At 66.3% G+C, this 14,376-nt stretch carries 10 protein-coding genes; 3 read left to right on the top strand and 7 right to left on the bottom strand.

Annotated features, from left to right (window positions below):
- Window positions 1–551 precede the first annotated feature (551 nt).
- Both OHA70_RS19350 and hypB read left to right on the top strand, forming a co-directional pair.
- Window positions 552–881: a hydrogenase maturation nickel metallochaperone HypA/HybF gene (locus OHA70_RS19350; protein WP_328334518.1), complete on the top strand. Its 330-nt coding sequence runs from the start codon at window positions 552–554 to the stop codon at window positions 879–881.
- Window position 882: 1 nt separating this feature from the next.
- A complete protein-coding gene (hypB, locus tag OHA70_RS19345; protein ID WP_328334516.1) occupies window positions 883–1,674 on the top strand; it encodes a hydrogenase nickel incorporation protein HypB in 792 nt (263 codons plus the stop codon).
- Here the strand turns inward: hypB and OHA70_RS19340 are convergent.
- The 3 genes from OHA70_RS19340 to OHA70_RS19330 all read right to left on the bottom strand — a co-directional run bounded on the left by OHA70_RS19340 (window position 1,589) and on the right by OHA70_RS19330 (window position 8,655).
- Entirely contained in the window at window positions 1,589–2,767 is a 1,179-nt protein-coding gene (locus tag OHA70_RS19340; RefSeq protein WP_328334514.1) for a glycosyltransferase 87 family protein, read from the bottom strand. The genes hypB and OHA70_RS19340 overlap by 86 nt on opposite strands.
- Entirely contained in the window at window positions 2,700–3,974 is a 1,275-nt protein-coding gene (locus OHA70_RS19335) for a glycosyltransferase 87 family protein (protein WP_328334512.1), read from the bottom strand. Before OHA70_RS19335 ends, OHA70_RS19340 begins: the two co-directional genes overlap by 68 nt.
- A gap of 550 nt (window positions 3,975–4,524) precedes the next feature.
- Window positions 4,525–8,655, bottom strand: coding sequence for a S8 family serine peptidase (locus tag OHA70_RS19330; RefSeq protein ID WP_328334510.1), 4,131 nt, complete (start codon window positions 8,653–8,655; stop codon window positions 4,525–4,527).
- A 327-nt stretch (window positions 8,656–8,982) separates the two neighbouring features.
- Between OHA70_RS19330 and OHA70_RS19325 the strand changes: the two genes are divergently transcribed.
- Window positions 8,983–9,549, top strand: coding sequence for a hypothetical protein (locus OHA70_RS19325; protein WP_328334508.1), 567 nt, complete (start codon window positions 8,983–8,985; stop codon window positions 9,547–9,549).
- Here the strand turns inward: OHA70_RS19325 and hypE are convergent.
- The 4 genes from hypE to hypF are packed head-to-tail and all read right to left on the bottom strand — an operon-like array spanning window position 9,532 to window position 14,330.
- On the bottom strand, window positions 9,532–10,614 hold the full coding sequence (hypE, locus tag OHA70_RS19320; RefSeq protein WP_328334506.1) for a hydrogenase expression/formation protein HypE: 1,083 nt from the start codon (window positions 10,612–10,614) through the stop codon (window positions 9,532–9,534). The genes OHA70_RS19325 and hypE overlap by 18 nt on opposite strands.
- Entirely contained in the window at window positions 10,607–11,725 is a 1,119-nt protein-coding gene (hypD, locus tag OHA70_RS19315; RefSeq protein WP_328334504.1) for a hydrogenase formation protein HypD, read from the bottom strand. Before hypD ends, hypE begins: the two co-directional genes overlap by 8 nt.
- Entirely contained in the window at window positions 11,722–12,033 is a 312-nt protein-coding gene (locus OHA70_RS19310) for a HypC/HybG/HupF family hydrogenase formation chaperone (RefSeq protein WP_164602167.1), read from the bottom strand. Before OHA70_RS19310 ends, hypD begins: the two co-directional genes overlap by 4 nt.
- Window positions 12,024–14,330, bottom strand: a complete 2,307-nt coding sequence (gene hypF / locus OHA70_RS19305) for a carbamoyltransferase HypF (RefSeq protein ID WP_328334499.1) — start codon at window positions 14,328–14,330, stop codon at window positions 12,024–12,026. Before hypF ends, OHA70_RS19310 begins: the two co-directional genes overlap by 10 nt.
- Between the last annotated feature and the right edge of the window lie 46 nt (window positions 14,331–14,376).

The raw sequence follows: 14,376 nt of genomic DNA, 5'->3' as shown, positions 1-14,376 counted from the left end.
AACGGTGGCGCGCACCAGGGGCGACACTCTGGTTTGAGCTGGTTGGGTCGGCGCTCAATCCGGGCCGGACCCACGTCGGGCACCAACGTCTTGGGACCACCGGTCCTCCGCTGTCCTGGGACCACCGGGCCCTCCGCCGTATGCGCCCGCCGCAGTGCGGCTGCTGCCCTGACCGACCTGCCGGGTGATGGCATCTGGGTGGTAACTAACTTGCACCTGGCGGCAATTTGTTTCCGCCTAGTACTACAGCCGGGGTTCGTGATGTTCAGCGTGTGGTCGTCGCGTTGGCCGGACCGCCACCACTCACAAACCTCAACTGATCGCATCGGGCCAAGCATGCGCAGGCGTGCTCCCGGGTGGAACGGCAGGTTTGTGAGTGGTGGCGGTCCGGGCCTGCCGCCCACCATCACGAACTCCGGCTGTAGTACTAGTCGCCCTGCCTGCCGGAGCCACGCGAGGCGGCTGTCGTCTCCCAGAGCTAGATTCGGACTGGACCGGAATAGTTTTCTGGGATCTTGCCGGGGCCCCCGGCCGGGCCTAGCGTCGGGAGGGTGCATGAGCTCGCCATTACGGAGAGCGTGGTCGATGCGATCGTCGAGAAGGTCGGCGACGGACCGATTGCGGCGGTGCGCCTGGAGATCGGCAGGCTGTCGGGGCTGGTGGCCGATTCGGTGCGGTTCTGCTTCGAGGTCGTGGCCAGTGGCACGGGGTTGGAGCATGCGCGGCTGGACATCGACGAGCCGCCCGGGCGGGCGTACTGTCGAACGTGCGGGGAGGAGTTCGCCCTCGACGAGCCGATCATGCTGTGCCCGTGTGGCAGTGCGGATCTCGACATTCTCAGCGGCCAGCAGCTGCGGATCATCTCGGTGGAGGTGCGATGACATGTGCAGCACCTGCGGATGCGGACAGCCCGGCGACGGCGGGACGCGGCTGACCGTAGTACACGATCATGACCACGGGCACGACTCTTCGGGCCACGGTCACGGACACGGCCACGAGCACCCGCAGCAGATCGTCGTGCAGGAGGCCGAGACCAGGACTGTGCTGCTGGAGCAGGAGATCCTGGCCAAGAACGACGGGCTCGCGGCGGCGAACCGGCATCGCCTGCAGGAGCGTGGGATCGCGGCGATCAACCTGATGAGCTCACCCGGCTCCGGCAAGACGACGCTGCTCGAGCACACCATCCGGGCGATCGGCTCGCGGCGGCAGTCGCTGGTGATCGAGGGCGATCAGGAGACCCTGTACGACGCCGAGCGGATCCGCGCGACCGGTACGAAGGTCGTGCAGATCAACACCGGCGCCGGCTGTCACCTGGACGCACAGATGCTGACCTCCGGACTGGCCGAGCTCGCGCCGCCCGACGGGTCGCTGGTGTTCGTCGAGAACGTGGGCAACCTGGTCTGCCCGGCGCTCTTCGATCTGGGCGAGGCGGCGCGCGTGGTGATCATCTCGGTCACCGAGGGGGCCGACAAGCCGGCGAAGTACCCCTACATGTTCCGCACCGCCGATCTCGTCCTGCTGAACAAGATCGACCTGCTCCCGTACGTCGATTTCGACGTCGACCTGTGTCTGCGGCTGATCGCGCAGATCAAGCCCGATGCGCAGATCCTGCAGGTCTCCGCGACCAAGGGGACCGGGATGGACGCGTGGTACGACTGGCTCGCGGGACTCTGACGGCGAGCAGGACGGCGGCGGCAACCGAGATCCAGAGATAGGAGTTGCCGGCAACGACCTGGAAGAAGTTCCAGTCGAATTCCTGGTTGTTGCCTCGTGGCGGCCACCAGATCGGGGCGAGCATGAACAATGCTGCCCAAGTCAATGCCGTAGGCAACGGGTAACGCCGGCCGACACTGGTGGCCGTGAGCAACGAAGCGCCGAGCGGGATGACCCAGACCCAGTGGTGGCTCCAGGAGACCGGCGAGCAGAGCAGGCCGATCAACGCGGTCGTCGACACCGCCGCCAACTGCTCGCCCCGGAGCCAAAGGTCGCGGCTCAACCACAGCCCAGCGATCACGGTCACCAGTACTACGGCCTGCCACACGTGCCCACCACCGTCGACATCACCGGTCAGCCGGGCCAGGAACCCGTTCCACGACTGGTTGCCCGAGTACGCGAGCCCGCCGATCCGGCTGGTGTCGGAGATCAGATGCGTCCAGTACTCGTACGCCGTCCGCGGTGTGATCAGGAACCCGATCAGCACCGTCCCCACGAAACTGGCCGACGTGTAGGCGAGCGCCTTCCATTGCCGGGTGACCAGCAGGAGGCCGAGGAACACCAGCGGGGTCAGCTTGATCCCAGCCGCCAGGCCGAGCCAGATGCCCCGGCCAGTGCGGGCTTTCGGACCCAATACGTCGTACAGGATCAAAGCGCACAGAATCAGGTTGATCTGCCCGTACGACAGCGTCTCGCGCACCGGCTCGATCAGCACGGACGCTGCGGTGATCGCGATCAGGACGGCCGGATGCACGCTCTTATTGAGCTTGTTCAGGCTCATCCGCACAATCGCCACAAGCGCGACCAGCGAGGCGGCGATCGAGGCGCCGTACGCCAGCGGCCAGGGCAACAGCGAGACCGGCGCCATCACCACACCCCCGAAGATCGGGTACGTGAACGGCATCGAGATGTACCGCAGCCGAGCCGTGTAGAGGCTCTCCGGATCGGACAGCATCGCCGCGCCGCCGAGCCGATAGACCTTCAGATCAGCCCCGGTGTGGTCCCACACGAACGGCAGAACCACCGCGACGACGACGCAAACCCCCGCCGCCACCCACCACCGGCGCTTGGCCGGGTCCCCCAGGATCCCCGATATCACCCGAGTCAGCCTGACACCCGCCAGGGTCACTGCGGTCTATGCCACTCCCACGGTTGTGTCTCAACCCGACGGCAAGAATCACCACCGCCACCATCGCCGCGATCAAATACGCGTTCCCACTGAACTGCTCCGCGAAGGACCAGTCCAGCTCCCGATTCTCATGATTGGGCGGCCACCAAATCGGCGCGATCGTGAACACCCCGAACCAGCCGATGCAAAAGAGGAGCCTGTACTTCATAAGCCTGCCGATCACCGCGACCCCCAACGGAATCGCCCAAACCCAATGATGACTCCACGAAACCGGTGAGCAGAGCAACCCGACAAGCGCCGTCACCGAAACCGCCGCCACCCGCTCGCCCGTCACCCAAAGCTGCCTCGCCAACCACAACCCACCACCAACCGTCAGCCCGACCAGGACGAGCCAGACCAGGCCTCCGCCGTCCAGGTCCCCGGTCAACCTGATCAGAAACGCATTCCACGACTGATTACTCGAGAACGCCAACCCACCGATCCTCGTGGTGTCCGCCAGCAACGAGGTCCAGTACTCCTTGGCCCCATGCGGCGTCACCACAAACCCGACGAGCACCGTCACCGCAAAGGCCGCCGACGCATGCGCCAACGCCTTCCACTGCTTCGTGACAACCAGCAGCCCGAAAAACACCAACGGCGTCAACTTCACCCCCGCCGCCAACCCAACCCAACCCCCGCGCGCCGGCCGACCCGCCGGACCCAGCACGTCGTACAAAACCAACGCGCACAACATCAGATTGACCTGCCCGAACCCAAGCGTCTCCCGCACCGGCTCAAGAACGAGCGACCCAGCCACCACCGCCAACAACACCGGCGACCCCAGCCTGTTATGAGTCGACAACCGCCAAACAGCAATCAAACTGACAAACGTCCCCACCGTCCACACCGCCACAGCCACCGCCCACGGCATCAACGCGAACGGCACCATCACCACCGCAGCAAACGGCGGATAAGTAAACGGCAACCCCGCCAACCGCACGTCATACAACGCCGACGCCTCATCCAGCAGGGTGGTCCCACCCAGCCTGTAGACCTTCAGATCAACAAGCGAATGCTGCCAGAGCATCGGCAACACCACGCTGGCCACAACACAAACCCCAAAGGCCAGCCCCCACCACACCTTGCTCCGCATGCCCGAAATCCTGACATGCACACAAGGTCCTCCCGCAGGCGCCTCCTGCCCACTCGGGCCCTTCGGCGTTCGTCTGGAACCGCACCACGTCCCCTTCAGCCACCCCATCAACAAGAAACGGAGTGCTCCGCACTGACGGCGTCCCGCAGGCGGATGCTCTGTACTGACAAATGCGGGTGGGCGATCGAGAGACTTTCCGGACGTTGCCGAGGGTTGGCTGTCCCGGTGGACAGGATGTAGTCGGGAGCCGACCGTCGATCGCAGCGTGAGGGCGGTCGGTGGACGTCGAAGAAGGGGACTACCTCCTGTCGAGCGGGACAGGAGGGGCCGGCGGGCGACTGGACGCGGGCCGGATCGAGCCGGGTGCGAGGCGAGCCGACCATCGACCCGAGCAAGTCGACAACAGCCGGTCACCCAGCACGTGGCCTCGCCTGCGGTTCGGGTGGGCTCAAGACAGTGGTGCGCAACGCGAGTACGGGTTGGGATATGCGCTGGAAAGAACAACCGCCCACCCCGGGAGGTGCTGGGGTGGGCGGTTGTCAGTGTGGCGTTAGTTTCGGTTGATGGTGATGGGGACGGATAGGGCGGACGGGGCCGAGGTGGGGCCTAGGAGTAGTTCGCCCTTGTAGGTTTGGCCTGCGGTCATGGGCTTGTTGTAGGCCACGTGCAGGGTTACTGGGGTGCCGGCCGGTAGGGGGCCGGTGGGGAGGCCGGTGACTGTTAGGTCGTTGCCCTGGACTGCATTGATGTTCAGGGTGAAGGCGGGAGTACCGGCTACTGCGAAGCCGTGGACCCAGATCTGGTAGTTGCCGTCGGGTGGGCTGATCAGGTCTACAGATTCGTTGGCGGTGCCGGAGGTCGAGGAGGCCACGATCTCCGACGGGGCGAAGACGCCGTCGTTGTTGGCGTCGCGGACCACGAACAGGTCGAGGTCGTTGGAGTCCAGGGCGGTCGAGACGCTCAGCCGGGAGGCGTGGTTCAGCGTGAGGTTCTTCTTCACGCTCGCCGTCGACGGATCGTTCGGGTCGTCCTGGTGGGCCGTCTCGGTGGTGGTGCTCGGCTGGCTGAGACCGAAGGCGCTGGCCTTCAGACCGTCCAGCGCGACGCTCGACTCGAAGTTAACGTCGAAGCTTCCGGAGTCGCCTGCCGAAGATACCGACACTGCGGACGGCGAGACCGAAGCACTACCGAGCTGCACCTTGAAGGGCGTGTTGAACGCGTCGCCCTGCCAGCCGACCTGGTGGACCGCCACCGCCTGCAGGCCTTCCTGCGCCGGTGCCGTCACGAAGTCAGCCGGACCGCCGGTCGCGGTGTCGAACCGCCAGACACCCGCTCTGATGTTGGTGTTCGGACTCTTCCCGACCGTGTCGATCGTGTACGGCGCACCGAACACCGAGTCGGGGAAGAGCTGGAAGTGGTTCTCCGACCGCCCCATGATCAGCGTGTCGAGATCCGTGTACGGACCGGTGCCCTGCCAGGTCGTGTTGGCCAGCAGCTTGGTCCCGTCGGCCGGCGTCTTCGGTACGTCGTAGTAGAAGAACCGCCAGTCGCCGGACTCAGCCCGCCAGCCCCAGTCGTTGGCACCGAAGACCGAACCGTTGTTGTACGTGTAGTTCTTCTGCGCCTCGGCGACATCCGAACCACCGAACGTCGTCGTCCCGACGATCTTCCCGCTCGCGTCCTGCGTCGCCTTGGCGGCAACCGCCACGGACACCGGCACGACCATCGAGTCGCTGCCCCGGCTGAGCACGATCGCGCCGGAGTACATCCCGTACGGCGTACCGGTCGGCACCTTGATCGACGCGTTGACCGTGCCGTCCTTCGACCGGCCGGAGGTGGTGATCCACTTCCAGTCGCTGTTCTTGTACCAGTCGATCGAGATCTTGAAGTTCGTCACCGGGATGGCGACGTTCTTGGTCGAGTGCTGCAGACCGAGGAACACCCCGTCGGCCATCCGCGAGTACGGGTCGCGCACCCAGGACTGCAGTGCGTTCGCGCCGGCCCGGTGGTACATGAACCGGCCGTACTCGCCCTGCTCCATCTCCGACTTGGCGAAGTCCAGGTCGAGGAAGCCGTCGATGTTGGAGCTGGTCGTCTTGTCCGTGTGGTTGACGACTCCGTTGCCGTTGGCATCCTTCCAGAGCTTGCCGTCACCGTTCACGTCGGTCCAGTTGTAGGTGAGCAACCGCCACGCCTGGTCCTCGGTGTAGTCCTTGTTCGCGTCGAACTGCTCGCGCGGGTACTCCAGCTTGACCACCATCAGGTCGGCGTCCTTGTGCTGTTTCACCTTGCTGGTCAGGTCGACCAGGTAGTCCGGCGCGTTGAAGTTGCCGGTGCTCTCCTGCTTCAGATCCTTGCTGCTCAACGAGAACGTGTCGTTCGCGGTACGGACCAGCTGCCGGTCGCTGACGTCCCAGGTGCCCGGGCCGTTGACCGTGAACTTCTGCGTGTCAGTCGCACCGGGTGCGATCACGTTCGCGAACACCGGGTACTCCGTACCGCGGTAATCGCCGACCCGCCATTGCGTCGGGCTGACCGAGGCGCGCGTACCGACCGCGCTGCGGACCGCCTTGCCGACGTCGATCGAGCCGGAGCCCTGGATGTTCGAGTCGTACCCGAGGTCCTGCGCGGAACTCTTCAGCAGGTTCTTCGCCGTCGAGTAGAACCCAGCCGGTACTGCGCCCGCGTGCTGCGCCTTGTATGCCTGGTACACCAGTGCGGTGGCACCGGCGGCAACTGGTGTCGACCGGCTCGTACCACCCCAGGTGGTCCACGCGTTCCGGCCGTCGAGCACGGTGTTCAGCGTGGCGTCACCGGGCGCATAGGCGCCGTCGGCAACCACATCGACCCCGTTGGTCGCGTTGGCGCCGAAGCCACGGTTCGACCAGACCATCACGTCGTTGTCGTTGATCTGCTTGGTCCGGATGATCGAGTCCCAGCCGGAGCCACCGAACTGCGTCGACGCGCCGACCTCGATGCCGGCCGTCGGGGCCGCCGATCCCGTCGTACCGAAGCCAGGAGCACCGTTACCCGTCGAGAACAGCGGCGTCGTGCGACCGCCATTGTGGATCACATCAGCCTCTTGCGAAGCCGCATCCCAGCCGTCGTTGTCGATCTGGGACTGCCCGTAGGAGTTCGAGGTGACGTCGACGCCCTGACGGGAGGTCAGGAAGTACCCGAACTGGGTGGAGAAGGCGAAGCCGAGGTAGATGTCGCCGAACGGAGCGAGCTTGGCGTTCGGAGCACCACCCAGTACTGCACCCGCGTACTTGCCACCGGCAATGTCCTTGAAGGCCGGAGCCTTGCCGTTGGCAACTGCCTGGCCGACGATGTTCGACGCGGTCAGCGTGCCGTGGCCCTCGATCGACGGGTCGAAGTCACCCGTCCAGGCAACCACCTCGCCGGGGCCGAACGGCTCACCCTCGCCGCCGAACGCGTCCAGACCGCCCGGGAGCGGGGTCACGCCGTCGGAGATGTAGTACAGCAGTCCGCCGGACAGGTCGGTATAACCGTCACCGTTCATGTCCCGGTACGACGCCGGGCTGGCCTTGCTGACCGGCTTCTCGTCCGCGAACGAGTGGTCGTTGTCCAGGTCGGCGTAGATGGTGTCGTACACACCGGCCGTGTGCGGGTCGGTGAGCAGGAACGCTGGGCGCTCGCCGTACAGCTGGAGCAGGTGGTCGTCCGGGTGGCTGCCGAGGCGGACCTTGCCGGACTTGCTCCACGCCGCCGGGAAGTCGTAGCTGTGCTCGACCGTGCCGGCGGGTGCGGAGAAGTTGCGCGAGGGGCCGGTCTTGGTGGCGAAGTTCACCGAGCAGTTGCCGGCGGCCGGAGTACAGGTTGCCGCGTCGGTCTTCACGTACCAGGACAAGCCCTGGTCGATCTGGTCCGGGGCGAACAGCCACTGCTGCGTGCCGTACGGATCGAAGGCCTTGGGCCAGCCGTTCCAGCCGGCCTTGGCGCCGGTCTGGCCGGACCAGGTCTGCCAGGTGTTCAGCAGGTCCGGGTGGCCGAAGTCGGTACCTCCGTCGAGGACGCCGACGGTGATACCGGTGCCGGTGTAGCCGTCCTTCCAGGCGCCGGTGAAGTTGTGCGACTTGGCGTCGAGCAGGTTCTGCTTGCGCAGCTTCTCGAAGTTCGAGGGGAGCGGCGGCGGCGCTTCGGAGTACGGGATCTCTGTGGCCTGGATCTTGGCGATCGCGGCCTGCTGCTCGGCCTTGGTCGGTGCCTGGTGCAACTGTGGGTCGGGGTCGCCGAGCGGCTGCCCGGTCTTGCCGAACTCGACCGGCTGCACGGAGACGACGCCCGGCGCGGACGCCAGCTTGGCGAGCGCTTGGACGCCGATGGAGCCGGCGATGATGCCTGTACCACCGGACTGCGCGACGCGTGCGTTGTCAAGCAGCGCGCGGGCCTTGGTGGAGTCACCCTTGACGGTCGCGAACACCGCGACCTGCTGGGTCTCCCCCTTCTTGACCCGCTTCTCCAGCTTCGGATCGAGCTTCGCCACCGCTGCATCGGTCGCCGTCTCCACCTGCGGGGTGGGTTGCCCATTGGGTTGCACGGCAGGTTGTCCCGGTGGCGCCGCCCTGGTCGCAGCCTGTACCGGCGCCGACATCAGCGGCGCGGCGATCAGGGTGGTCAAGGCAACAAGCGCGGAACCATGCAAAAGCCGACGTCTCATCAAGTCCCCTCCAGCACGGGCGGCCCCCCGACCACCGCAAGTCAACTGAGGGGACTGTACGACCGTCACCCACCGCCACGGAAGCAATCCGCCGGACCAGTTCCCGCCACCCAATATTTGGTTGCCACAAGCAACGGCCACGGTCCGTACACACCGCTCCACCGCCCGCAATCCGGCCCTGGATTTTCCGCATCACCCCGCCATCCAGCCCCCACCACCCCCGACTACCCGGAGTATCCGACCCCCTCCCTTGCGAAACGCATGTTTACCCCTGTCCTCTCGCGATAGGTTTCCGACGCACCGTTTCCGCCCCGAGGAGGCCCCCCGTTGGACAGCTCATTGGCAATCGCCGGGATCGGCGTACTGGGCACGCTGGCCGCCTCGACGCTGTCGCCGCTGATCTCCGAGCGCTCGAAACGCCGCGAGTTCGACCGGGCCCGGGCCGAGCGCCTCGAACAGGCCGAGCGGGACGAATCGCGAGTACGACGGCTGGAACTGCGCGAGGGCTACATCGCCTTCAACGCGGCGGCTCGCGACTACCATCGCGCGCTGCGGGCCTGGTCCTACGCAACCGACAACGGCACCGAGCAGGCCGCCGAGTCCGTCGAGTTGCCGCAGACCCGGCAAGCATTCCAGACGGCGTATGCCGAGGCGCAGATGATCGTCACCGCACCCGTACTGGTGCTGGCGCAGCAGATCGCCCGGGGACTCGCCGATGCGTGGGCCATCCTCAAACACCGCGAGGACGGCACGCACGATCCGGTCACCGATACGACCGAGAGGTGCCGCGAGATCCTCAACGACGTGTGGGCACCTTTGACGGCCATCCGGGTCGCCATGCGAGGCGATCTCCAGTTGCCCACCGCTGTGGACCGGTCAGCAGATCCGGGGTAGTTGTTCTCCGATCGGGGTGTCGACGACGCGGGTGGCGCCGAAGGTGGTTCGGGTGGTGACCATGCCGGGGTGGGAATCCACGCAGGTGCCGATGATGGTGGCTTCGGCGCCTAGGGGGTGGGAGCGCATGGCTGTCAGGACTGCGTCGGCGTCGGAGGGGGCGACGATGGCCAGGAGTTTGCCTTCGTTGGCTACGTAGAGCGGGTCCAGGCCTAAGAACGAGCAGGCGTTGGCGACCGTCTCGGGGATGGGGAGGTCGCTCTCGACCAGTTCGATGCCTACACCGGCGGCCTTGGCGATCTCGTTGAGTGAGGTGGCGACTCCGCCGCGGGTGGGATCTCGTAGTACATGGACATCTAGTACCGCGTCCAGCATTGCGTCGACGAGTCCGTTGAGGGGAGCGCAGTCGCTGACCACCTCGGTGCCGAACGAGATGCCCTCGCGGACGCTCATGATCGCGATGCCGTGCACCCCGATCGCGCCGCTGACGATCACCACATCGCCGACCGCAGCACGCTGCGGGCGGATGTCGACGCCTTCGCGGACCAGCCCGATGCCGGCCGTGTTGATGTAGACGCCGTCGCCGTGACCGGAGTCGACGACCTTGGTGTCGCCGGTCGCGATCGTGACGCCGGCGCGTTCGGCCGCAGTACCCAGGTCTTGAGCGATCCGGCCGACGACTGACAGCTCGACGCCTTCCTCAAGGATGAAACCGCAGGACAGGTACGCCGGTTGCGCCCCGGACATCGCCAGGTCGTTGACCGTGCCGTTGACCGCGAGGTCGCCGATACTGCCGCCCGGGAAGAACAACGGCTGGACGACGAACGAATCGGTCGAGAACGCGAGCCGTGCACCGCCCAGCGTGACCACGGCCGAATCCGTCAACCCCGCCAGCAATGGATTCGAGAAGGCCGGGACGAAGAGGTGCTCGATCAACTCGCCCGACATCTGGCCGCCACCACCGTGGCCCATCACGATCGTCTGGTGATCCCGCAACGGCAACGGGCAGGTCCACCCGTCGAAGTTCGGGACGGTGGGATCCGGCAGCATCACTTGCTCAGCCAACGGAACTCACCGCCCCGGCGGGCGTCTCCAGACGGCGGTACAGGTAGTACGCCGCGCAGGCGCCTTCGCTCGACACCATCGTCGCGCCGAGCGGGTTGCGCGGAGTACAGAGTGTTCCGAACGCCGAACACTCATGCGGCTTGATGTGGCCCTGGAGGACCTCGCCGCTGCGGCAGATCTTGGACTCCTCGGTGGCGATGTCGCGAACCGAGAACCGGTACTCCGCGTCGTACTCGCGGTATCTCGGCGACAGCCGCCAGCCGCTCTGCGGGATGACCCCGATCCCCCGCCAAGCGCGATCGGTGGTCTCGAAGACATCGGCGAGCATCGCCTGCGCGGCCGTGTTGCCTTCGTCGGTGACGGCACGTTTATAGGCGTTCTCGACGTAGTGCTCGCCGCGCTCCAACTGCGTCACCGTGCGCAGGATGCCGGCCAGGATGTCGAGTGGCTCGAAGCCGGTGACGACGATCGGGACCTTGTACTTCGCGGAGAGCTCGGGATACTCCGAAACCCCCATCACGCTGCACACGTGGCCGGCCGCTAGGAACGCCTGCACGCGGCAGTTGGGCGACTCCATGATCGCCGCGATCGCCGGTGGGACCTTGACGTGCGAGACGAGCAGGCTGAAGTTCGGGATGTTCTGGCGCTTGGCCTGGTACACCGTCATCGCGTTCGGCGGCGCGGTCGTCTCGAAGCCGATGCCGAAGAAGACGACCTGGCGATCCGGGTTGTCCTTCGCGATCTTGAGCGCGTCGAGCGGTGAGTAGACGACCCGGACGTCGCCGCCCTCGCTCTTGATCTTGAACAGGTCACGCCCGCTGCCCGGCACCCTGAGCATGTCGCCGAACGAGCAGAAGATGACGCCTGGCTGGGAGGCGATCTCAAGTGCCTTGTCGATGATCTCCAGCGGCGTCACGCAGACCGGGCAGCCCGGGCCGTGGATCATCTCGACGCCGTCGGGCAGCAGCTGGTCGATGCCGTGCCGGACGATCGTGTGGGTCTGGCCGCCGCACACCTCCATCATCGCCCACGGCCGGGTGACGGTCGCGTGGATCTGGTCGACCAGTTTGCGGGCGAGCTCCGGATCGCTGAACTCGGCGAGATACTTCATGACATCGTCTCCTCTGTTCCCGGCGGGCGACGCTCCCCGGCCTGCTGGGCCGCGATCCCCCAGTGATCACCGAACTCCTCTTCCAGCGCGCCGAGCGAGCGGTACAGCTCGAGCGACTGCTGGGCCGACTCCTCGTCCAGGCGTTGCAGGGCGAACCCGACGTGCACGATGGTGTACTCCCCCACCTGCAGGTCCGGCAGATACGCCAGGCAGACGTCCTTGATCACGCCGCCGAAGTCGACCTTGCCCATCCGGGTGTCGTCCTCGTCGCGGATCTCCACCACTCTCCCGGGAACAGCTAGACACATATCCCTTGCTCCTTGTCTTCCGTCATCCGAGCCGCCCTCCGAGCTGCCACAGCCAGCTGCCCCAGCGCGATCCCGGCATCGGTCGGCGGTACCCGCCGATGCCGCAACACCACGAACCCAGCCGCCGCCAACCCCCGGCAACTTGCCTCCAGCAACAACTTGTTCACGAACACCCCGCCGGACAGCGCAACGGTGTTGATCCCGCGGTCCGCCCTGATCCGCTCAGCCGTCCGCACCATCAGCTCCGCCAGCCCCAGGTGGAACCGCAGGCTGATCACACCTGCCTCGACGCCGTCCAGCACATCCCGTACGACGGCGCCCAACAGCTCCCCTGGGGCCTCGAACTCGAACCGGTACCCGACTCCGGCTCCGGCGGCAACCCCCTCCAGCTCGATGGCGGCCTGTGCTTCGTAGCCGGCTCGATGGCAGACGCCGGCGAGCGACGCGATCGCATCGAAGAGCCTTCCCATGCTGGAGGTTGGAGCACAGGCCAGGTTGCGGTCCAGCTGGGCTTCGAGCAGCGCCAGCTCTTCGCCGGAACACGTTTGGACAGCGGGCAGTCTGGGATCCCACGGGATGCCGGCCGCGAACAGGTGAGCCAGCGCCATCCGGCAAGGGTTCTGCACACCAGCGTCGCCACCAGGAAGTGGGACGTAGGCGAGATGGGTGTAGCGGTCAAAGCCGTTGTAGTCGGCTAGCAGAACCTCGCCACCCCAGACTGCGCCGTCGTCGCCGTAGCCGGTGCCGTCGAAGGCGAAGCCGATTACGGGGGGACCGTCATAGGAGTGCTCAGCTAGTACTGACGCCAGGTGGGCGTGGTGGTGTTGTACGCCGATCACCGGCCGGCCGGCCGCATGTAATTGAGCCCATTGGCGGGAGCGGTACGACGGGTGCTTGTCGACGACGAGTACCTCGGGCCGTACGCCGGTCAGCAGCTCCAGGTGCTCCTCGGCCTTGGCGAAGGCGTCGAGAGTGGCGAGGTCGTCCATATCGCCGACATGGGCGGAGAGCCAGGCATAGCGGCCTTCGCCGAGGCAGAAGGTGTTCTTCAGGTCGCCACCGACCGCGAGAGCCGGCCGGACCGGGGTCGCCAGGTTGATCGGGTACGGCGCATACCCGCGCGACCGGCGTACCGGCAGCTCGTCGCCGTCGACCACCCGCACCACCGAGTCGTCGCATGGAACATGGATCCCCCGATCGTGGCCCAGCCAGGCATCGGCCAGCGGCGCGAGTCGTACCAACGCCTCCGAGTCATCCACCACGATCGGCTCGCCCGACACGTTCCCACTCGTCATCACCAAGACCGACGGCCCCGGCTGGTCGAAGAGCAAGCGATGCAACGGCGTGTACGGCAACATCACCCCGAGGTCCGGGTTGCCCGGAGCAACGGCAGAACAGACGGCAGCAGAAGCGGTACGCCGAAGCAGCACGATCGGCCGTTGATGCCCCGTCAGCAGCGCCTCCTCACCGTCCGACACCTGAGCAATACACCGCGCAGTAGCAAGGTCCGCCGCCATCACCGCGAACGGCTTGTCGCCACGATCCTTCCGCTTCCGCAGCGTCGCCACTGCATCGTGATCCGACGCATCGCAGACCAGGTGAAAGCCGCCAAGGCCTTTGACAGCAAGGATCGCGCCCGACACCAGCAACTGATGAGCGGCCGCCAGCGCATCTTCCCCGTACGACGTGACCGCACCCGGCTGCGTGAACGTCAACCGTGGCCCACACGACGGACAAGCGATCGGCTGCGCATGAAAGCGCCGATCACCCGGATCGCTGTACTCCGCCGAGCACTCGGCACACAACGGAAAGCCCGCCATCGTGGTGGCCGGCCGGTCGTACGGAAGCCCGGTGATGATCGTGAACCGCGGCCCACAGTTCGTGCAGGTGATGAACGGATGCCGGTACCGCCGATCCGCCGGATCCGCGAACTCCGCCAGGCAGTCGTTGCAGGTGGCAACATCCGGCGAGACCAGCGTGCGCCCCGCGCCGGCCGTGGAGTCGCGGATGACGAAGGCGGTGCCACCCCGTGCCGGCAGCTCCTCACGCTCCACGGACTCCACCACCGCCAGCGGCGGAGCATCCGTCCGGACCCGTACGCCGAACACCGCCACCGCGCCGGAAGACCCCTCGACCTCCGCGATCACCCCCGCGGCGTCGTTGCAGACCTGACCCGACAACCCGAGCTCCCGCGCCAGGGCATAGACGAACGGCCGGAAGCCGACACCCTGGACCACCCCGGACACCGTGATCCGGGCACGTACGCGGGAAACCGAGACGGCCGTGGCACCCACCACCAGTGGATTGTTTTGTCAGGTACGCCGACGTACGGGCCGATGCCAG

This window comes from Kribbella sp. NBC_00382, assembly GCF_036067295.1.
GTDB lineage: Bacteria > Actinomycetota > Actinomycetes > Propionibacteriales > Kribbellaceae > Kribbella.
This window is presented reverse-complemented; position numbering and strand designations above follow the sequence as displayed.